We start from the raw sequence: 19,054 nt of genomic DNA, 5'->3' as shown, positions 1-19,054 counted from the left end.
CGCATTGCGCAGGCCGCCGTCGCTGACGAGGTCGGAGCCGTCGAAGTTGAGTGCCTTTCCGGTGGCCAGGAACGCGACAAGTGCGGCTGTTTCAGCCGGTTCGGTGATGCGGGATGTCCGGTGGACATCCCGATCGTGGCGGGCAGGGTGTCGAGCAGCTCTTCGCCTGAGATGCCGGCCCGGATCGCGATGAGTCCACCGGTGCTGCCGGGACCGGTCCACACTGCGGTACGTACCGGGCCTGGCGAGATGGTGTTGCCCCTGACACCGCGGGGCCCTTCGTCCACAGCCGCCGGCCGTCGCCACATCCCTGTCCACAGAACCGCGTTCGGCCGTCCCCGGCCATGCCCTCCCGCGGCACCGTGTTCCCAGATCGCGGGCAGCCGGCCCGCCGCATGGGAGGCATGGGATGAACGACATCTACATCACGCTTACCGGCAACGTCGCGGCAGAGCCGAGGCAGTACAGCTTCGACGAGGGCACCAAGGTCACCTCGCTGAAGGTGCTCACCTCGCACCGTTACTTCGACAAGAAGACGGGTCAATGGGCGGACGGGGAGAAGGTCTGCTTCACGGTCCGCTGCTGGCGGGCCCTAGGAGAAAACGTCGCAGCCTCCGTACGGGCGGGCCATCCCGTGGTGGTGTCGGGCAAGCTGCGCATCCGCGAGTTCGGCGCCGAGGGTGACCGCCGCTTCATGCCCGAGATCGAGGCCAGCGCGGTGGGACACGACCTCCGCTGGGGCACCGGCGTCTTCAGCAAGCCGGAGCGGACCGGTGGCGGCTCGATGAGCAAGGAGATGCGTGACCGGCTGGACGAGGAAACCCGCGACTGGGCCATGGGCACCCGCCCCCACCGCCGCCCAGGCGACGGCCGCGATGCGGTGCGGCACCTGGGGTTGAACGAGGGCACCGTACGCATGCTGGGCTCGGAGGATGACGGCACCATGCCTGCCGCCACTGTCTCGGAGGAGAGCACCGTACGCGTGCTGGGTGCGGATGACGACACAGTCCGCGTCCTGGGCGTGGACGACGACGGAAAGGGCCGCGATACGGGATCCGAGGAGTCGGATGCCGAAGGAGACCTCCCGGCGACGATGAAGGATCGAGCGGCGGCCTAGCGACGGTCGCGCCGTAGGGGCGCCGAACCGCCACATCGGCGCCCTCGCACCCCCCGGGGGGGAGTGGACAGCGCGCCCTGCGATGGGTGACCAGCACCGATAACGCCGTCACGCATTTTCGGTCCGACGGGCCGCGCCCAGGGGTGTGGCCTGGGGGTGCAGTCCGACGGGTGCGGTCCGCGGGCGCGTTCCCACGGGACGGTCCCACGGGGTGTGGGCCGGCGGGTGCGGCTCAGGGGTGCGATCCGACAGGCGCGGTCCCACGCTCGGCCAGATGTCTCGGCAACCCGACGACGCTCATCTGCGGCGTTCGCCATGAGCTGGCTCAGGACGCCCGGCTGGGACGCGCGTCTGTCAGAGGCGGAGTCGAAACCGGCCTGCGCCCCTGGCGAGTCGATGATCGGGCAGGCGATGGGCGACATGGGTGCTGAGTTGCTGTGCCGTGCCCTGTCCGCGGCCGCCGTGTATGGCCGCTGTGTACGCGCGCCGCGTACGGCCGCCGTGTACGGCCGCTATGCGGGGCCGCTATGCACGTGCGCTGTGCACCTGCACTGTGCAGGGGATTCCTTATGGCTGGTGGTCCCAGAGCCGGGTCGCAGTGGGGAGAGAGCGCGAGGAACAGTGCGAATGGAGGGGGGAGGGGGCACCGGCCGGGTCCCGTATTGACACCCCCGAAGGACGGCCGATGGTGTGTTGCCCGCGTCAGATGGCTAGAGCATCTGTCATGTCCAGGTCACGCCCCGCACCATGGCTGCTCCTTTCCAGCACGGCTCTGCATCACGACCCCGCTCGTGGAGTGAACAGGTGTGGTCTCTGCCAACGTATCGGTTCCCATCGCACAACGCACACTCCGCAATTATTGTGTTACACATCGTTAGTCAGGGAGGAGACGAGATGGCGGTGACCAGTCACGCCTCGATCAAGTCTCGCGACGTTGTGTCAACGCTGGCCGATCGCTGGCCCTTGCTCGGGCAACGTCGTCCGCTTGTGCTCTACTTGTGCGCGATAGTCGCTCTTGATCTCGTCGCGATCGTGATGTTCGCGGCGTCCACCACCTTCCAGTGGCGGGACGCGCTCACGTTCGGCGCCCTCATGGGGTGTGGCGCGGTGTGCATCGAGGCCACCAGGCGTCTCGGCATGCCCGCCGGGGTGTCGCGAGACCTGTTGTCGGCCTGGTGGTTGCCGGTGGCGCTGCTCTTGCCCCCGGTCTATGCCCTTTTCGCGCCCATTGTGCTGCAGATCCTGCTGCAGATCCGGGTGCGGGCGACGGTGCTGTACCGGCGGGTGTTCAGCTCGGCCGCCATCGGCCTGGCCGGATGTACGGCCTCCGTCGTGTTCCACCGGTTCGTGGACGACCCGGCGGTGCTGTCGCGGGGGAGCGGGCCACCGATTCTCTTCGCGGTGGCGGCCGCGGTGCTCTTCTCCCTGCTCAACATCGCCCTCATCGCCGTCGCCGCCCACCTGGAAGATCCCGACAGCACCTGGCGGGAGGTTCTGTGGGACAGGGAGAAGGTGCTGCTGGACATCGTCGAGCTCTGCCTGGGCGTGTCGGTCTCCATCGGCTGCGGGCTGAACCTCGGCCTGCTCGTTCTCGCGCTACCACCCGTCGTGCTGCTGCAGCGCAGTCTCCTTCATGCGCAGTTGCAGGCCGCCGCCCGTACCGACGCCAAGACCGGCCTGCTCAACGCCGCCGCCTGGCAGCGGGAGGCCGACACCGAGATCGTCCGAGCCCGCCGCACCGGTGACACGCTGGCACTTCTGATCATCGATATCGACCATTTCAAGCGCGTCAATGACGCTCATGGCCACCTGGTCGGTGATCAGGTTCTGGTCGGGGTGGCATCCATGCTGCGCAGTCAGTTGCGCGACTATGACGTTGTGGGGCGGTTCGGGGGTGAGGAGTTCGTCGTCCTCCTACCGGGCGCCGACGACGACGAGGCCCGCCGCGTGGCCGAACGCCTGCGCGTCCGCATCGGGCACATGGCCGTGCCCGTTGACGACACGTTGATCAAAGTGACGATCTCGGTGGGGGTGGCGCTGATGAGCGTCCACGGTGACGATCTGATCGACTTGCTGACGGCCGCCGACCTGGCGCTCTATCGGGCCAAGGAGTTGGGTCGAGACCGTGTCTGCATCCCCGCCGTCCAACCCCCACCCCGTACCCTCCCCGACGATCCCGCCCCTTGATTTCCTCAGCCCTTTGATTCCCCGCCTCTTGCTGTCCTCGCCCTCTGTCCCCTGCCTCCGTCCCCGGCCACCGTCCCTCGCCCACTGACCCTCGCCCACCGTCCCTCGCCCACTGAGCCTGGTCACCGTCCCTGGTCACCGTCCCTCGCCCTCTGACGGTCGCCACCGTCCCTGGCCCACGTGGTCACGTCCGTCGCCCACGTCCGTCGCCACCGTCCGTCGCCCACGCTCGGCGTTCACACACGGCATCCGTGCGTACCTGGGCTGGTGGTTCGGGGCTTGAGGTTGCGGCCCCATGGGGGGCGCGTACCGCGTGCAGGTGGGGGGCCGGGTCTGTGCGGTGGTGGTTTTCGCTGGGTTTGTGGCTTTGGGGTGGGCTTTCTGCCCCCTGCGCGCAAAAGGGCCCCGGGGCTACTCGGGACGAGCGGCGGAAGCCTGGGTTGGGAGCCCCTAAGCTAGGGGGCATGCCGGAGTACATCTATACGCTGCAGCGCGTGCGCAAGGCGCACGGCGACAAGGTTGTCCTTGACGACGTCACGCTGTCGTTCCTGCCCGGAGCCAAGATCGGTGTTCTGGGGCCGAACGGCACCGGGAAGTCGACGCTGCTCCGGATGATGGCCGGCCTGGAGCAGGCGTCCAACGGTGAGGCCAAGCTCATGCCGGGCTTCACGGTCGGCATGCTCCAGCAGGAGCCGCCGCTCAACGAGGAGAAGACGGTCCTCGGTAACGTGCAGGAGGGTGTCGCCGAGACGATGGCGATGCTCCAGCGCTACAACGACATCGCCGAGCAGATGGCCACCGACTACAGCGACGAGTTGCTGGAGGAGATGGGCAAGCTGCAGGACCAGCTCGAGCACCGCAACGCCTGGGACCTCGACAGCCAGCTCGAGCAGGCCATGGACGCGCTGCGTTGCCCGCCGCCCGACGCCGAGGTGACCAAGCTGTCCGGTGGTGAGCGCCGCCGGGTCGCGCTGTGCAAGCTGCTGCTCGAGGCGCCCGACCTGCTGCTGCTGGACGAGCCCACCAACCACCTCGACGCCGAGAGCGTGCAGTGGCTGGAGCAGCACCTGGAGAAGTACGCCGGCACGGTCCTGGCCGTCACCCACGACCGCTACTTCCTCGACAACGTCGCCGGCTGGATCCTGGAGCTCGACCGGGGCCGTGCGTACGCCTACGAGGGCAACTACTCCACCTACCTGGAGGCCAAGACCCAGCGGCTCAAGGTCGAGGGGCAGAAGGACGTCAAGCGGAAGAAGCGCCTCGAGGACGAGCTGGAGTGGGTCCGGTCCAACCCCAAGGCCCGCCAGACCAAGAGCAAGGCCCGACTCCAGCGCTACGAGGAGATGGCGGCCGAGGCCGACAAGTTCCGCAAGCTGGACTTCGAGGAGATCCAGATCCCGCCGGGCCCGCGTCTGGGCACCACGGTGATCAAGTCCGACAAGCTGACCAAGGGGTTCGGCGACCGGCTGCTGATGGAGGGGCTGACGTTCGACCTGCCGCGTAACGGCATCGTCGGCATCATCGGCCCCAACGGCGTCGGCAAGACCACGCTGTTCCGCATGATCATCGGTAGTGAGACGCCCGACACCGGTTCGATCGTCGTCGGTGACACGGTCAAGATCTCCTACGCCGACCAGAGCCGGGGCGGCATCGACCCCAACAGGAACGTCTGGGAGGTCGTCTCCGACGGGCTCGACCACATCAAGGTCGGCAACGTGGAGATGCCGTCCCGGGCGTACATCGCGGCGTTCGGGTTCAAGGGCCCCGACCAGCAGAAGAAGGCCGGGGTGTTGTCGGGTGGCGAGCGCAACCGGCTCAACCTGGCGCTCACCCTGAAGCAGGGCGGCAACGTGCTGCTGCTGGACGAGCCCACCAACGACCTCGACACCGAGACGCTGTCGTCGCTGGAGAACGCGCTGCTCGACTTCCCGGGCTGCGCGGTGATCACCTCCCACGACCGGTGGTTCCTCGACCGCATCGCGACCCACATCCTGGCTTGGGAGGAAGGGTCGAACTGGTTCTGGTTCGAGGGCAACTTCGCGGACTATGAGAAGAACAAGATCGAGCGGTTGGGAGCCGACGCGGCCCGTCCGCATCGGGTGACCTACAGGAAGTTGCACCGCGACTGATCGGGTGGCCCACTGGAAGGTGCGCCGCGACTGATCGGGTGAGCTTAGAGCTCCGGGTCCCACCATCCGCGGCGAGCTGCCAGCACGCCCGCCTGGAACCGGCTGGTCGCGGACAACCGGGCCATCAGCGCCTGGATCCGGCGCTGCACGGTCCGGTAGCCGATGCCGAGCTGCCGGGCGATCGCCTCGTCCGACAGCCCGTGCGCGAGCAGGGAGACGATCCGCCGCTCGACCTCACTGAGCGGTGGATCGCCGGCCCGCTCCTCGCCGCCCCGCTCCTCCCCGGCCACCGCCTCGAACGGCTGCGCCTGCGCCCACAGCAGCTCGAACAGCGTGGACAGGGCGTCCAGCAGCGAGGACGGATGCACCAGGATGCACGAGTCGAGCACCCGGGGCGTGGCGCGGAGCGGGATGAGCCCGAGGTCGTCGTCGGAGAGGATCATCTTCATCGGCACGTTGGGGAAGATCCGCACCTCCTCCCCGGCGGCCACGCCGCGCTCGATCTTCTCCGCCTGCCCGTCCACCCGTAACATCCCGCGCTCGTGGATGAAGCGCCGCCGGACGCCCCGGTCGGTGACGTTCGCGGTGGAGGAGATCTCGCCGCCCTCGCTGGCCTGCGCGTACGGCGGGGCGTCGATGCCCCGGATGACGTCCTTGGCCCGTCGCAGGAGCTGCTGGCCGCACCGGGCCACGGCGTCGGGCCCGGAGATCACCTCGATCAGCTCGGCGGCGTCGCGGCCGGACCGGGCCCTCCGGTGCCGCTCGCCGAGGTGCTGGGCCAGCGCGCGGACGCGTTCGATGTCGCGCTCGCGGGCCAGCAGCAGCACCTCGATGGCGGGCTCGGGCGGCAGGGCGGCGTACCGTGCCGGCTGGCCGGGCACGCGGCTGATCAGCCCGCGGTCCTCCAGCCGGTGCAGCACCTTGCCGAGGACGCCCGGCTCGACGGTGGTCAGCCCGGCCAGCTCGTTCTCCGTGAGCGGTCCACCTTCGACCAACGCCAGGTACGCCTCCTCACCCCAGTGGTCGACCCCCAGCACCTCGAGCACGATGACTCCTCCCCGCCCGGCCCCGGGGAGATGTTAGAGGAGTCGCATGACCCGCCTGTCAAGGCACCCGGGCCAGCGCGGCCAGCGACTCCACGAAGAAGTAGATCACCCGGAAGAACGCCAGCACGTTCCCCCGTTCGAGGCGCAGCCCCCGGTACATCACCACCCGCCCCGGGTCGGCCCCTTCCCGGAGCTCCCGCCAGGTGGCCTCGGAGGCGGCCAGCACGTAGTCGGCGGCGCCCGGGTCGGTGGTGATCCGCGCGTCCACGCACTTGCCCCCCTCCCAGGCCAGCACCAGGTACGCGCCCATCTCCCGCACGCCCAGCGCCCACGTGGCGGTGTAGCCCTCCCGGGCCCGGTCGATCCACTGCCAGTACGACGGCAGCTTGCCGTCCTGCTCGGGACCGGCGTCCACGGCGACGCGCACGGCCTCGGCCCATTCGTCGGTGAAGAAGCCCATGTGTCAGCCCCCGGCGAGCTCTGGTTCGATACGGGAGACCTTCTCCTGGATGTCCGGCGGAATCGCGATGCCCACGTCGGTCAGCTTCATGTGGAGTTGCCGGATCATGAGCCGCCTGACCTCCTCCGGCGTCCAGCCCAGCGACTCCAGCGCGAGCCTGCGGCTGGTGGCGCCGTTGATGGCCAGGATCGTCCGCAACGTCTCGTGGATCTGCAGCAGCAGCCGCGGGTCCTCCTGCACGGAGTCGCGCAGGAACCGCATCCCGAACTGCACGTGCCGGGCCTCGTCGCGGCAGGTGGCGGTGAACCCGGTGTAGTAGCCGGGCAGGAACCCGCGCTCCCGGCAGTAGGTCAGCGTGATCTTCATGACGGACAGCGCCAGCACGCCCTCGATCCACAGGAAGTACGTGGTGCCGTAACGCACCCGGGCGGCCGGGTCCTCGGGATCCTTGCGCAGCTCGTCGGCCTGGTACGCGAGCAGCCCGAACGGCCCCACGAACGTCTCCGACACGTGCTCGAACGACGCGTCCAGCACCTCCTGCACGGAGTCGCCCGGCATGCCGACCACCTCGCGGTAGAAGCGGTCGAAGAACACCGTGTGCCGGGCCTCGTCCTCGATCTGGCTGGACATGTAGATCTTGGACTCCTCGGAGCCGCCCAGCATGAACACCGGCAGCTCCACCTCCACCTGCCGCTCCCCGTGGTGGAAGCCGGCGGAGATCCCGACGAAGGCGTCGCGCTCCTCCTGCGTCATGCGCTCGCGCCAGTCCACCACGTCCTGGGAGAAGTCGAGCTCGTAGACGTCCCAGCGCTGGCGCAGGTAACGCTTGTAGAGCTCGGTGTAGCCGGGCAGCCGCTTGAGGTCGCGGTGCACGTACGCCAGCACGTCGTCGATGTCGAGGTCGCGCAGCCCGCGGAGGTCGGCGCCGGCGACGTCGGACGGCTCGGTCATCCTTCGGCCTCCCCGAGTGCGACCGCGGCGCGCGTGCGGGCGGGGCGCCGCCACGGCCCATTGAACAACATGATCGCCGGGATGAACAGGACGAGACAGCCCAGGGCGACGAACAGCCACGTCTGCCAGTTCGTGGCCTCGACCACGTGCGGGATGACCAGCAGGCCGATCACGGCGATGCCCTTGCTGAGGAACCCGAACAGCCCCCACGCGGTGCCCTGCAGGCGCGGGTCGGCGTCCTCGGCGTCCTCGGAGTAGTTGGCCATCCAGGGGGCGTACGCGACGCCGAGCGAGCCGCCGAGCAGCGCGCCGACGACCATCAGCGTGCCGGTCGACACGCCCTCCTGGCCGAGCGAGACGGCCAGGTAGGCGGTGACGAGGACGGCCGCGACGGTGCCGCCGAGGGAGAACGGCTTGCGCAGCTGCGTACGGTCGGACAGCCGCCCGGTCACGATCAGCGTGATCAGGTTGAGGCTCCAGAAGGCCGCCATGATGGTGGAGGCCTCGGCGCTGCTGATGCCCAGCGCCCCGACCAGCATCGTCTGCCCGAACAGCGACAGCGTGATGTAGAGCACCAGCCACAGCGAGATCCCGACGACGTGCGCCCAGATGTTGCGCCGCCGGAACAGGGAGCGCATGGTCGCCGGCCGGGTGAGGTCCACGACCTCGGTGGCGGCCCGCTCGGTGTGCTGGATCCGGGCGCGCAGCTCGGGGGACAGGTCCGCGATGTTGAACGCGATGACCGCCGAGATGACCAGCGAGAAGCAGCCCATGATGACGAACTGCGAGCGCCACGAGTCGTTGAAGATCGGCAGGGTCCACCCGGCGACGGCGGCGGCCAGGAAGTTCGCGCCGACGGGGCCCCAGGTCCAGAAGCCGAACGCCTGGGCCCGCCCGAGGCGCGGGGAGAAGTCACGGATCAGCGGCGCGGTGCTGGCCATGGCCACGCCGTCCACGAACGCCAGCACGATCCTGGCGATCAGCAGGTCGCGCGGGCTCTGCACGAGCGTCATGGCGAAGCAGCACACCGCCGTCAGCGCCATGAGGGGGATGAGCAGCCGGACCCGGCCGAGCCGGTCGGTGAGCCGCCCGCCCAGGATGGAGGCGATCGCGCCGGCCACCGCCGCCGTGCCCGACACCGCGCCGTACGTGGCCAGCGTCATGTCGAGGTCTTTGAGCAGCAGGGGCACGACGGGCGCGATCTGCCCTTCGTAGGAGCCGATGAGGATGGCCAGCACGGCCATCGTGAGGATCTTCATGCGGCGGGCGCCGGTCGGGTACTCGTCGAGCTCACGGACGTAGGACAGCCTCATGGCCAGCCTTTCTGATCGGGCCGAACCCCCCGTGTTGTTCTAGAAGCTAGCTCTAGAATTCCTTTCTGCGATGCTGCTCCTCACATTCGGCTCCGTCAAGAGTGAGCGCGCCGCCAGCGGCTAGAATGAAATTCTAGGATTGTCGAAAGTGAGGAGCCCCCCGCGTGGACCTGGAACTGGACGGCCTCGAGGTGCACTTCGACCACACGGCCGTGGCCGCGCCCCGGATCAGGGATCTGCTGCCGATCTACCGCGACCTGCTCGGAGGCCGGCATCTGGGCGGTGGCGGTGACAACCGGATGGCCGGATACCGGACGCTGCAGCTCACGTACGCCAACGGCGGCAAGGTCGAGCTCATGGAGCCGCTGGCCGGGTCGGCGTTCTTCGACAGCTTCTTCGAGCTCACCCGCGGCCGGGGCGGCGTCCACCACCTGAACTTCCACGTCAGCGACCTGACGGCGGCCGTGGCCAGGCTGACCGGGCGCGGCTACCGCCTGCACGGGCTCAATCAGGCGGATCCGCGCTGGCGGGAGGTGTTCCTGCACCCGAAGGAGGCGCACGGCGTGCTGATCCAGCTCGCCCAGCCGGGCCCGCGCCATCCGGACGACGCGCGCCCGACCCTGGAGGAGGTGCTGGCCGGGCAGGGCAGGAACGGCAACCGCATCCCGAGCCCTTGAGTCCTGACAGAACCTAGATCTAGAGTGTAATTCTAGAACTAGATTGGGGAGGCCGATGAAGCCGGCACCTAAGCCCACGCCCGACACCCAGCCGTTCTGGGACGGCACGGCCGCGGGCGAGCTCAGGATCCAGCGCTGCCAGACGTGCGCGCGGCACTATTTCTATCCCCGGCCGAGCTGTCCCCGCTGCGGCGGAGACCAGGTCGAGTGGGTCCGCGCCAGTGGCCGCGCGACCCTGTACTCCTACGTCATCAACCACCGTCCGGCCCCCGGGTTCGAGGACGAGGGCCCGTATGCGATCGCCGTCGTGGAGCTGGAGGAGGGCGTGCGCATGATGACGAACATCGTGGGCGTGGCGAACACCCCGGAGAACCTGCCGCTGGACATGGAGCTGCGGGTGGTGTTCGAGCGGCGCGGGGACGTCTGCGTGCCGCTGTTCGAGCCGGCCGGAGGCGCCCGATGACCGTCGTGATCGCCGGCGCCGCCGAGACCGACGAGGTGGGCCGTCTGCCCGGCCACTCCACGATGCAGCTGCACCTGGAGGCCGCCAGGAACGCGCTCGCCGACGCGGGCATGACCATCCACGACATCGACGGCGTCGCCACGGTGGGGACGCCCGGCCCGATCCAGATCGCCCACGCTCTCGGGATCACGCCCGCCTGGCTGGACGGCACGGGCGTGGGCGGGTCGTCGTTCCTCTTCCACGTGCGGCACGCGGCCGCCGCCATCAGGGCCGGGCTGTGCCGTACCGTGCTGATCACCCACGGCGAGTCGGGCCGCTCGCGCGTCGGGGCCGGGCGCTTCGGCATGGGGATGGACTCGCTGCTGGGGCAGTTCGAGCTGCCGTACGGCGTGGTGGGGCCGCCCACGTCGTTCACGATCACGGCGCTGCGCTACATGAAGGAGACCGGCCTCACGCACGAGCAGCTCGCCGAGGTCGCCGTCGCGCAGCGGCGCTGGGCCCACCTCAACCCGCGGGCGATGTACCAGGACCTCATCACCGTCGAGGACGTGCTCGCCTCGCGCCTGGTCGCCTACCCGTTCCACCTGCTGGAGTGCTGCCTGGTGACCGACGGCGGCGGCGCCCTGATCGTCACCTCGGAGGAGCGGGCCCGCCGCGCCCCGGTCTACCTGCTGGGCTCGGGGGAGGCGGCGGAGTCGCCGATCATCTCGCAGATGGAGGACTTCACCACCTCGAAGGGCTTCCGGCTGTCGGGCGAGGCGGCCTTCGCCGAGGCCAAGATCACGCACGAGGACGTGGACCACCTCATGGTGTACGACGCCTTCGCCCACGTGCCGATCTACGGCCTGGAGGACCTGGGCTTCGTCGGCCGGGGCGAGGCCGGGGCGTTCATCGCCGAGGGCCACACCTCACCCGGCGGCCGCCTGCCCCTGAACACGAACGGCGGCGGCCTGTCGTACACGCACACCGGCATGTACGGCATGTTCGCCATCCAGGAGTCGGTACGCCAGCTCCGCGGCGAGGCGGCGGCCCAGGTGCCCGGGGTGGAGGTGAGCGTCGTCCTGGGCAACGGCGGCATGTTCGCCTCCGCCGCCACTCTGGTGCTGTCGAACCGTCTCCCCTGACCGCGGTGGCACGGGATGGCACGTGATGGAACGCCTTTCCTGGAAAGGGCACACCTGACGCAGGAGGAGGGATTCGCGATGCCGAAATTCATGGACGTGCACAGCGGATTCATCGGGGCCACGGAGGAGCAGCTGCGCGCGGCGCACGAACGTGACCTGGCGATCGAGGGGGCCGAGGGGGTGCACTTCGAGCGCGCCTGGCTCGACCCGGACTCGGGGAAGGTGTTCTGCCTGTCGTCGGGGCCGTCGAAGGAGGCGGTGCTGCGCGTGCACGAGAAGGCGGGGCACCCGACGACCGAGATCTACGAGCTGCCGGTGGAGGTGGAGTAGTCCCCGGAAGGTGAAATGGGCGGCCCCCGGGGTCGCCCATTTCCCGCTCAACGCCAGGTGACCAGCGCGTCCAGCGCCTCCACCCGGGAACCGGTGACGAGCAGCGGGTTGACCTCCAGCGACTCCAGGCCGTCACCCAGCGACCCGGCGAACGCGGCGATGCCCGCGACCACCCCGGCCACGGCGTCCAGGTCCGCCGGCTCGGCGCCCCTGGCCCCGCTCAGCAGGGCCGAGCCCCGTAGCTCCGACAACGCCGTACGCACCTCGGCGGCGTCCACCGGCAACACCCGCAGCGCCGTGTCGCGCAGCACCTCCACCCAGACCCCGCCGAGCCCGACGGCCAGCGTGAGCCCCCAGGCGGGATCGCGTACCACGCCGACCAGCAGCTCCACGCCGCCGGTGCGCTGCGGCTGGACGAGCACGCCGTCGAGCGACGGCAGCGCCGCGGCCAGCTCCCGGTACGCCCGCCGCACCTCCGCGGCCCCGCCCAGGCCGAGCCGGACCCCGCCGATGTCGCTCTTGTGCCCGAGCCCCTCGGCCGCCACCTTGAGCACCACCGGATAACCGAACCGCTCGGCCGCCGCCACCGCCTCCGCCTCGTCCCGCGCCAGCTCGGAGGGCACCACCGGCAGCCCCGCCGAGGCCAGCAGCGCGGCGGCGCGATGCTCGGCCCACACGCCGTGCGCCCCTGGCGGCCGGGCGGGCTCGACGGCCCGGGGCGGGGCCGGGGGCCGGGACAGCGCCCTGGCCCGCGTCTCCGACCACCGCACCGCCGCGCCGATGGCGTGCATCCCGTGCTCGATCCCGCCCGCCACGTACGGGTACCCGGTCTCCCGCTGCACCCGCCGCCCGAACTCCGTCACGTCGGTCAGCACGTTGCTCACCACCACGACCGGCACCGGCGAGGCGGCGATGCGTTGCGCGCTGGCCGCGTACATGGCCAGGACCGGTGCCGGGTCGGGCGGTGGCACCCTGGGCGGCTCCGACAGCAGCATGATCAGGTCGATGCCCGGGTCGGCGGTGACCGCCTCCAGCGCGCGGCCGAGGAGGGTGCGGTCGATGAGGACGTACCCGGTGACGTCGAGCGGGTTCTGCACGGTGCCGAAGGACGGGACGATCTCCGCCAGCCGGGCCACCGTCTCCGGCGCGAACGGCGGCAGCTCCAGCCCCTCGTCCTCGGCCCGGTCCGCGATGATCTCCGAGGCCCCGCCGGACGGGGTGACGACCCCGACCCGCCGCCCCGGCAGCGGCCCCGTCGAGGCGAGCAGCCCCGCCGTGATGATGAGGTCCTCCAGCGAGCGCACCCTGATCACCCCGAGCCCGCGCAGCGCCGCGTCGATGACGTCGTCGTCGCCCACCAGGGCCCCGGTGTGCGCCTGCGCGGTGTGCGAGGCCAGCTTGCTGCGGCCGATCTTGAGCGCCACGATCGGCTTGCCCGCCTCCAGCGTGCGCCGCGCCACGCGGGAGAACTCGGCCGGGTTCCTGATCGTCTCCAGGAAGAGCGCGATGACCTTGGTGGCCGGATCGTCCACCAGATAGTCGATCACGTCGGTGACCGCGACGACCGACTCGTTGCCCATGGAGGTGAGCAGGCTGACGCCCACGTTGCGGGCCTGCGCGAAGGCCAGCACCGAGCTGGCCAGCGCGCCGCTCTGCAGCACCACGCCGACCTCGCCGCGCAGCAGCGGCGGGGGGATGGGCAGCCCGTACGGGGTGATGCCGGCGGCGGCGTTGATGTACCCGTTGCCGTTCGGCCCGAGGATCGTCAGCCCATTTTCCACGGCGAAAGCCGAAATTTCCGACTCCAGCCGCGCCCCCTCCTCCCCGGCCTCCCCGAACCCGGCCGTGAGGATCACGTAGCACCGGATCCCCAGCTTGGCCCCTTCCCGCAGCACGCCCAGCACGGCCGCGGTCGGCACCATCACGTACGCCAGGTCCACCGGCTCCGGGATCTCCGTCAGGCTCCGGAACGCGGGCGAGCCGTGCACGACGCCACCCCGGGGGTTCACCAGGTGAACGGGCCCGGGGAAGCCGTGGGCACGCAGGTTGGCCAGCGTGCTGATCGACCACCCCGACTTGTCCGTGGCCCCCACCAGGGCGATCGAACGCGGATTGAACAGTTCCCCGACCGACATGTCCGTCACTCCCCGATGAGGCCGAGCCGCGCGTGCCCCTTGATCAGGTTGCGGGCGATCGTCCGCCGCTGGATCTCGTCGGTCCCCTCGAAGATGCGCAGCAACCGCAGCTCGCGGTACCACCGCTCGATCGGCAGCTCCTTGGTGTAGCCCATACCCCCGTGGATCTGCAGCACCCGGTCGACCACCTGGTTCGCCATGACGGCGCCGTTGAGCTTGGCGATGGAGGAGGCGTGCCGGGCATCCATGCCCTGCGAGACCCGCCAGGCCGCGTACAGCGTCAGCCACTTGGCGGCCTCGATCTCCACCTGCGAGTCGGCGATCATCCACTGGATGGCCTGGTACTCCGAGATCGTCTGTCCCATCGACTTGCGGATCTTGGCGTAGTCGACGGCCATGCCCAGCATGCGCTCGGCGGACCCGATGGCGCGGGCCGGGATCATGTAGCGCCCCTGCCCGATCCACTGCATGGCCAGCTCGAAGCCCTTGCCCAGCTCGCCGAGGATGTTCTCCTCCGGCACCCGTACGTCCTGGAACACCAGCGACGCGGGGCCCCACTCGCCCATGGTCGGGATCGGCTCGGACTTCCAGCCCATGTCCCGGTCGACCAGGAAGCAGGTGACGCCGTACGGCTCGGCCACGGCGAACACCATGACGAAGTCGGCCTCGTTCCCGCCCGTGATGAACGTCTTCTCGCCGTTGACCACCCACTCGGCGCCGTCGCGGGTGGCCCGGGTGCGGATGTTGCGGGCGTCGGAGCCGGCGCCCGGCTCGGTGATGGCGAAGCAGGAGCGCCGCTCGCCCTCGATGGTCGGGATCAGGTAGCGCCGCTTCTGCTCCTCGGTGCCGGCGTAGAGGATGTTGTCGGCGCTGCCGCCGAAGGAGAAGGGCACGAAGGTGCGGCCGATCTCCATGGCGATGATCGCGGACATGATCGGGCCGAGCGCGGCGCCGCCGTACTCCTCGGGGGTGTTGATCCCCCAGAAGCCGGACTTCCTGGCCTTGGCCCGCAGGTCCCGCAGCACGTCGGGGGCCAGGCCGGGGCGGCCCTCGCGCTCGTTGCGCAGGACCTCGGGCTCCAGCGGCATGACCTCCTTCTCGATGAAGGACCGGACGGTGTCGCGGATCTGCCGTTCCTCGGGGGTGAGCGAGAAGTCCACAGCCGCCTCCTGAAAATTTCTAGAATCGTTCTCTAGGAAGAGATTCCAACTGTTACGGTCATGTGTCAAGAATCAGATTCTAGAATTCGAGCGGCTAGGATTGCCGGTATGGCACGCAAGTCCTCGTGGGAGTGGAGTCGCACGGCCCAGACGCGCAAGAGCATGTTGCAGGCGGCTCGCGAGGTCTTCAGCGAGCACGGCTTCGCCGACTCCAACGTGGCCGAGGTGGTCGCCCGCGCCGGCTCCAGCGTCGGCAGCCTCTACCACCACTTCGGCGGCAAGACCGAGCTGTTCCTCGCCCTCTACGAGGACCACCAGGCCGCGCACGAGCAGGCGTCGGCCGCCAGCGTGGCCAAGGCCAGGAAAGAGGGCGTGGACGATCCGGTGGAGCTGCTGATCGCGGGCGCGCGGGCCTACCTCGCCGGGGCATGGGAGCGGCGCGACCTGGTCAGGCTGTTCATCGACGGCGACGGGCCGCCCGGGTTCGAGCTGATCCGGCGCACCCGGGGGCGCGAGTGGGTGCGCCAGAACGCGGTGCTGCTCGGCGCCGGGGGCGACCCGCTCGACCGCTTCACCGTGGCCGTGCTGACCAGCATCATCGGCGAGGCCGCCCGCGAGGTCGCCACCTCCGACAGCGAGGAGGAGGCCCAGGAGGTCATCGAGGCGGCGATGACGCTGATCCACCGCCTCGACCCCCTTCGGGTCCTCGACGAGGGCTGATCAGGCGATCGTGGCCCGGCCCCGGTCGATCACCACGGTCCCGTCGTCCTTGGCGGTACGGAACAGCACGTCCGCGCCGTCCACCCAGATCGACACCGTGAGCGACTCCCCGGGCAGCACCGGGCTGGAGAACCGCCCCGACATCGCCCTGAACCGCCCCGGATCCGACTTCGCCACCGCGTGCAGCAGTGCCCGGCCCGTCACCCCGTACGTGCACAGCCCGTGCAGGATCGGCCGGCTGAACCCGGCCCTGGCGGCGAACTCGGGGTCGCTGTGCAGCGGGTTGTAGTCGCCGGACAGCCGGTAGATCAGCGCCTGCTCCGGATGCGTGGAGTAGGTCACCTTGTGGTCGGGCGCCCGGTCGGGCAGGGCCCACTCGTCCCGCGGCCCCCGGTCGCCGCCGAACCCGCCCTCGCCCCTGATGAACACCGAGCTCCGCGAGGCGATCACCAGCTCGCCCGTGCTCAGGTCCACGGCCCTGGCCTCGGAGGTCACCAGCGCCCCCGAGCCCTTGTCGTAGATCCCGGTCACCTTCGAGGTGGTCCGCACGCCGCCCGCGGCCGGCAGCTCCCGGTGCAGCTCGAAGCCCTGCTCGGCGTGGACCAGCAGGGCCGGGTCGAAGTCGCCCAGCCGCCGCCCCGGCGCCTGGGCCGCCAGCACGGCGAACGTCGGCAGCACCCGCTGCCCCTTCTCCGTGGTGAACTCCAGCTCGCCGGTGCCCGCTCCGACGCCGAGCGCGTACAGCATGGTGTCCTTCGAGGTCCACGTGCGCTCGTGCGCCGGGCTCTCGACACCCACCAGGGTGTGGTCGAGCGGCATGTCAGTCCTCCCGTCCGGGGATGCGGCCGTTGGTCAGAGCGTTGGGTGCGGCCTTCTCGACCAGGGCGGGGATGACCGAGCCCAGCTCGGCCGGGTCCCACCGGCCGCCCTTGTCCACGCCGGGGCCGGCGTGCCAGCCCTCGGCCACGCTGATCACGCCGGCGCGCACGTTGAACACCCGCCCGGTGATCCCCTTGGCCTCGGCACTGGCCAGCCAGACGACCAGCGGCGCGATGTCGTCGGGGTCGGCGCCGGTGGCGCCCGCCGGTATGAGGTTCTCGGTCATGCGGGTGAGGGCGGCGGGGGCGATGGCGTTCACGGTCACGCCGTAGCGCTCCAGCTCCCTGGCCGCGATGACGGTAAGGCCCGCGATGCCCGCCTTCGCGGCGCCGTAGTTGCCTTGCCCCGGGTTACCGTAGATGCCGGAGGACGAGGTCGTGTTGATGATCCGGGCATCCACCTGTTCGCCCGCCTTCGCCTTGGACCGCCAGTACGCGGCGGCGTGGCGCAGCGGCGCGAACGTGCCGCGCAGGTGAACCCTGATCACGGAGTCCCACTCGTCGGCGGTCATGTTGACGAGCATCCGGTCGCGCAGGATGCCCGCGTTGTTGACCAGCACGTCCAGATCGCCGAAGGTGTCGATGGCGGCCCGGATCAGCCGCTCGGCGCCGTCGAAGTCGGAGACGTCCTCGCCGTTGACGATCGCCTGGCCGCCCATGGCCTCGATCTCCGCCACCACCTCGGCCGCGGCCCCGGACGAGCCGGTGCCGTCCACCTCCGCGCCCAGGTCGTTGACCACCACCTTCGCCCCCTGGCGGGCGAACTCCAGCGCGTGACCCCGTCCGATGCCCCTGGCCGCACCCGTGACGATCACCACGCGGCCCTCGACTATTCCACTCATCCGACACCTCGATCCTTGACCGGCTGACGATGTGAACTGGATTCTAGTATTAAAATCTAGAAAGGACAGGCCCATTGGCCGCGACCACGACCACTCCCATCGGGTACGCCTGGCGAACGCTGTCGGTCGTGAGCCTGGCCAGCGTGCTGACCGGGCTCGGCGGCAGCGCGATCAACGTCGCGCTGCCGGAGATCGCCAGGCACACCGGCGCCGACGCGACGGCCGCGGGCTGGATCCTCCTGGGCTTCCAGTTGACCACGACCGTCCTCATGGTGGTATTCGGGCGGCTGGCGGATCTGTTCGGCCGGCGCAGGATGTATCTCTTAGGACTGTCCACCTACACGGTGGCCGCCCTCCTCGCGGGCCTGGCGCCGAACGCGTGGGTGATCGTGGCCATGCGCGTGCTGCAGGCCGCGGGGGCCGCCATGCTGCTCACCAACAGCGCCGCCCTGGTCAGCGATGCCTTCCCGCGCGAGCGGCTGGGGGAGGGGATGGGCGTGTACGTGGCGTCGTTCTCGATCGCCGGGCTGATCGGGCCGACGCTGGGCGGGGTGCTGGCCGAGAACCTGGGCTGGCGCTGGGTGTTCTGGTTCAACGTGCCGATCGGCGTGATCTGCCTGGTCTGGGGGGCGATCGTGCTGCGCAGGCCGGCCCAGGACCGAGCCGAGAGCGGGCTCGACGCGCCGGGGAACGTGCTCGTCCTGGTCACGCTGGGCGGGCTGCTGCTGGCGCTGTCGGAGTTCACCAGGCTGGGCTGGACGCACCCCGTGGTGCTGGGCGGGCTGGCGGCCTTCGCCGTCGGGCTGCCGCTGTTCGTGCTCAGGGAGCAGCGGGCCGCGTATCCGGTGGTGGACATGGGCCTGTTCCGGGAGCGGGCCTTCGCCTTCGGGACGCTGGCCTCGTTCCTCAACGCCGTGGCCCGCATGGGCATGGTCTTCCTGGTCGCGCTCTACTTCCAGGCCGTGCGCGGGGACGATCCCGTACAGGCCGGGCTGAAGGTGCTGCCGCTGGCCATCGCCGCCATGATCGCCTCGGTGACCTCGGGCTTCCTGCAGCGGCTGACCAGCGCGCGCACGCTGGCCGTGGCCGGGGCCGCGACCACCACCTGCGGACTGGTGGTCATGCTCGCCGTGATGTCGTCGGACATGCCGTACCCGGCCGTGGCCGCCGGGCTGGTGCTCATCGGGCTCGGCTCGGGCGTGTTCCTGCCCTCCAACACCACCGCTATCCTGGACGGCCTGCCCTCCAACCGGCTCGGCATCGTCAACGCCATGCGCCTCATGGTGCAGAACACCGGCAACGTCGTCGGCACCGGCCTGGTCCTGTCGATCATCACCGCACCGCTGCCCGCCGAGCTGCACCAGAGCGTCTTCGCCGGCACGCTGGCACAGCTCTCGGGCGGCGCGGTGGAGCAGCTCGTGACCGGCTACCGCTGGGCGCTCGGCTCCATGGCCGCGATCTCGGTCCTGACCGTGCTCGCCTGCCTGGCCCGGCGCAAGGCCACCTAGCGCGGGCGGGTACG

At 70.2% G+C, this 19,054-nt stretch carries 17 protein-coding genes; 9 read left to right on the top strand and 8 right to left on the bottom strand.

The features are described 5' to 3' along the window. The first annotated feature begins 409 nt into the window (after positions 1 to 409). The 3 genes from ACTWPW_RS22480 to ettA all read left to right on the top strand — a co-directional run bounded on the left by ACTWPW_RS22480 (position 410) and on the right by ettA (position 5,433). Positions 410 to 1,117 (top strand): single-stranded DNA-binding protein, encoded by a 708-nt coding sequence (locus ACTWPW_RS22480; RefSeq protein WP_443169832.1) that lies wholly within the window; start codon positions 410 to 412, stop codon positions 1,115 to 1,117. A gap of 894 nt (positions 1,118 to 2,011) precedes the next feature. Then, on the top strand, positions 2,012 to 3,304 hold the full coding sequence (locus ACTWPW_RS22475; RefSeq protein WP_443169831.1) for a GGDEF domain-containing protein: 1,293 nt from the start codon (positions 2,012 to 2,014) through the stop codon (positions 3,302 to 3,304). Positions 3,305 to 3,768: 464 nt separating this feature from the next. Next, positions 3,769 to 5,433, top strand: a complete 1,665-nt coding sequence (gene ettA, locus ACTWPW_RS22470; RefSeq protein ID WP_375116134.1) for an energy-dependent translational throttle protein EttA — start codon at positions 3,769 to 3,771, stop codon at positions 5,431 to 5,433. Between the two features lie 44 nt (positions 5,434 to 5,477). Here ettA and ACTWPW_RS22465 read toward each other — a convergent pair whose 3' ends face one another. The 4 genes from ACTWPW_RS22465 to ACTWPW_RS22450 are packed head-to-tail and all read right to left on the bottom strand — an operon-like array spanning position 5,478 to position 9,203. Next, positions 5,478 to 6,479 carry a helix-turn-helix domain-containing protein gene (locus ACTWPW_RS22465; protein ID WP_375116135.1) on the bottom strand — a complete coding sequence of 334 codons (1,002 nt, stop codon included), beginning with the start codon at positions 6,477 to 6,479 and terminating at the stop codon, positions 5,478 to 5,480. Between the two features lie 58 nt (positions 6,480 to 6,537). After that, complete coding sequence (locus ACTWPW_RS22460; RefSeq protein WP_443169830.1) at positions 6,538 to 6,939, bottom strand: hypothetical protein; 402 nt, start codon at positions 6,937 to 6,939, stop codon at positions 6,538 to 6,540. 3 nt (positions 6,940 to 6,942) lie between these two features. After that, complete coding sequence (locus tag ACTWPW_RS22455) at positions 6,943 to 7,890, bottom strand: ribonucleotide-diphosphate reductase subunit beta (RefSeq protein WP_375116137.1); 948 nt, start codon at positions 7,888 to 7,890, stop codon at positions 6,943 to 6,945. Next, the gene (locus ACTWPW_RS22450; RefSeq protein ID WP_443169829.1) at positions 7,887 to 9,203 is read right to left on the bottom strand and encodes an MFS transporter; all 1,317 of its coding nucleotides are present in this window, start codon (positions 9,201 to 9,203) and stop codon (positions 7,887 to 7,889) included. The genes ACTWPW_RS22455 and ACTWPW_RS22450 overlap by 4 nt, the downstream gene beginning before the upstream one ends. Before the next feature lie 164 nt (positions 9,204 to 9,367). Here ACTWPW_RS22450 and ACTWPW_RS22445 point away from each other — a divergent pair, with 164 nt between their 5' ends. The 4 genes from ACTWPW_RS22445 (at position 9,368) to ACTWPW_RS22430 (ending at position 11,797) form a co-directional block, all read left to right on the top strand. After that, positions 9,368 to 9,880 carry a VOC family protein gene (locus ACTWPW_RS22445; protein ID WP_443169828.1) on the top strand — a complete coding sequence of 171 codons (513 nt, stop codon included), beginning with the start codon at positions 9,368 to 9,370 and terminating at the stop codon, positions 9,878 to 9,880. 55 nt (positions 9,881 to 9,935) lie between these two features. Beyond that, a complete protein-coding gene (locus ACTWPW_RS22440) occupies positions 9,936 to 10,343 on the top strand; it encodes a Zn-ribbon domain-containing OB-fold protein (protein ID WP_443169827.1) in 408 nt (135 codons plus the stop codon). Beyond that, a complete protein-coding gene (locus ACTWPW_RS22435; protein ID WP_443169826.1) occupies positions 10,340 to 11,467 on the top strand; it encodes a thiolase C-terminal domain-containing protein in 1,128 nt (375 codons plus the stop codon). The genes ACTWPW_RS22440 and ACTWPW_RS22435 overlap by 4 nt, the downstream gene beginning before the upstream one ends. A 78-nt stretch (positions 11,468 to 11,545) precedes the next feature. Then, positions 11,546 to 11,797 (top strand): SCO4226 family nickel-binding protein, encoded by a 252-nt coding sequence (locus tag ACTWPW_RS22430; protein ID WP_364127209.1) that lies wholly within the window; start codon positions 11,546 to 11,548, stop codon positions 11,795 to 11,797. Between the two features lie 47 nt (positions 11,798 to 11,844). On the opposite strand, the gene ACTWPW_RS22425 is transcribed toward ACTWPW_RS22430, so the two are convergent. Next, positions 11,845 to 13,932 (bottom strand): acetate--CoA ligase family protein, encoded by a 2,088-nt coding sequence (locus tag ACTWPW_RS22425; protein ID WP_443169825.1) that lies wholly within the window; start codon positions 13,930 to 13,932, stop codon positions 11,845 to 11,847. Positions 13,933 to 13,937: 5 nt separating this feature from the next. Then, on the bottom strand, positions 13,938 to 15,092 hold the full coding sequence (locus ACTWPW_RS22420; RefSeq protein WP_443169824.1) for an acyl-CoA dehydrogenase family protein: 1,155 nt from the start codon (positions 15,090 to 15,092) through the stop codon (positions 13,938 to 13,940). Positions 15,093 to 15,200: 108 nt separating this feature from the next. On the opposite strand from ACTWPW_RS22420, the gene ACTWPW_RS22415 reads away from it, so the two are divergent. Next, positions 15,201 to 15,812 (top strand): TetR/AcrR family transcriptional regulator, encoded by a 612-nt coding sequence (locus ACTWPW_RS22415; RefSeq protein WP_375116143.1) that lies wholly within the window; start codon positions 15,201 to 15,203, stop codon positions 15,810 to 15,812. On the opposite strand, the gene ACTWPW_RS22410 is transcribed toward ACTWPW_RS22415, so the two are convergent. After that, a complete protein-coding gene (locus ACTWPW_RS22410) occupies positions 15,813 to 16,631 on the bottom strand; it encodes a MaoC/PaaZ C-terminal domain-containing protein (RefSeq protein ID WP_375116144.1) in 819 nt (272 codons plus the stop codon). A gap of 1 nt (position 16,632) precedes the next feature. Next, a complete protein-coding gene (locus tag ACTWPW_RS22405; protein WP_375116145.1) occupies positions 16,633 to 17,532 on the bottom strand; it encodes an SDR family oxidoreductase in 900 nt (299 codons plus the stop codon). 74 nt (positions 17,533 to 17,606) lie between these two features. On the opposite strand from ACTWPW_RS22405, the gene ACTWPW_RS22400 reads away from it, so the two are divergent. Then, positions 17,607 to 19,040 carry an MFS transporter gene (locus ACTWPW_RS22400; protein ID WP_443169823.1) on the top strand — a complete coding sequence of 478 codons (1,434 nt, stop codon included), beginning with the start codon at positions 17,607 to 17,609 and terminating at the stop codon, positions 19,038 to 19,040. Positions 19,041 to 19,054: the final 14 nt, after the last annotated feature.

It is taken from the genome of Nonomuraea sp. KM90, assembly GCF_052246675.1.
Classification (GTDB): domain Bacteria; phylum Actinomycetota; class Actinomycetes; order Streptosporangiales; family Streptosporangiaceae; genus Nonomuraea.
Note: the sequence above shows the minus strand (reverse complement) of the source record. Positions and strands in the feature narration are given on the sequence as shown.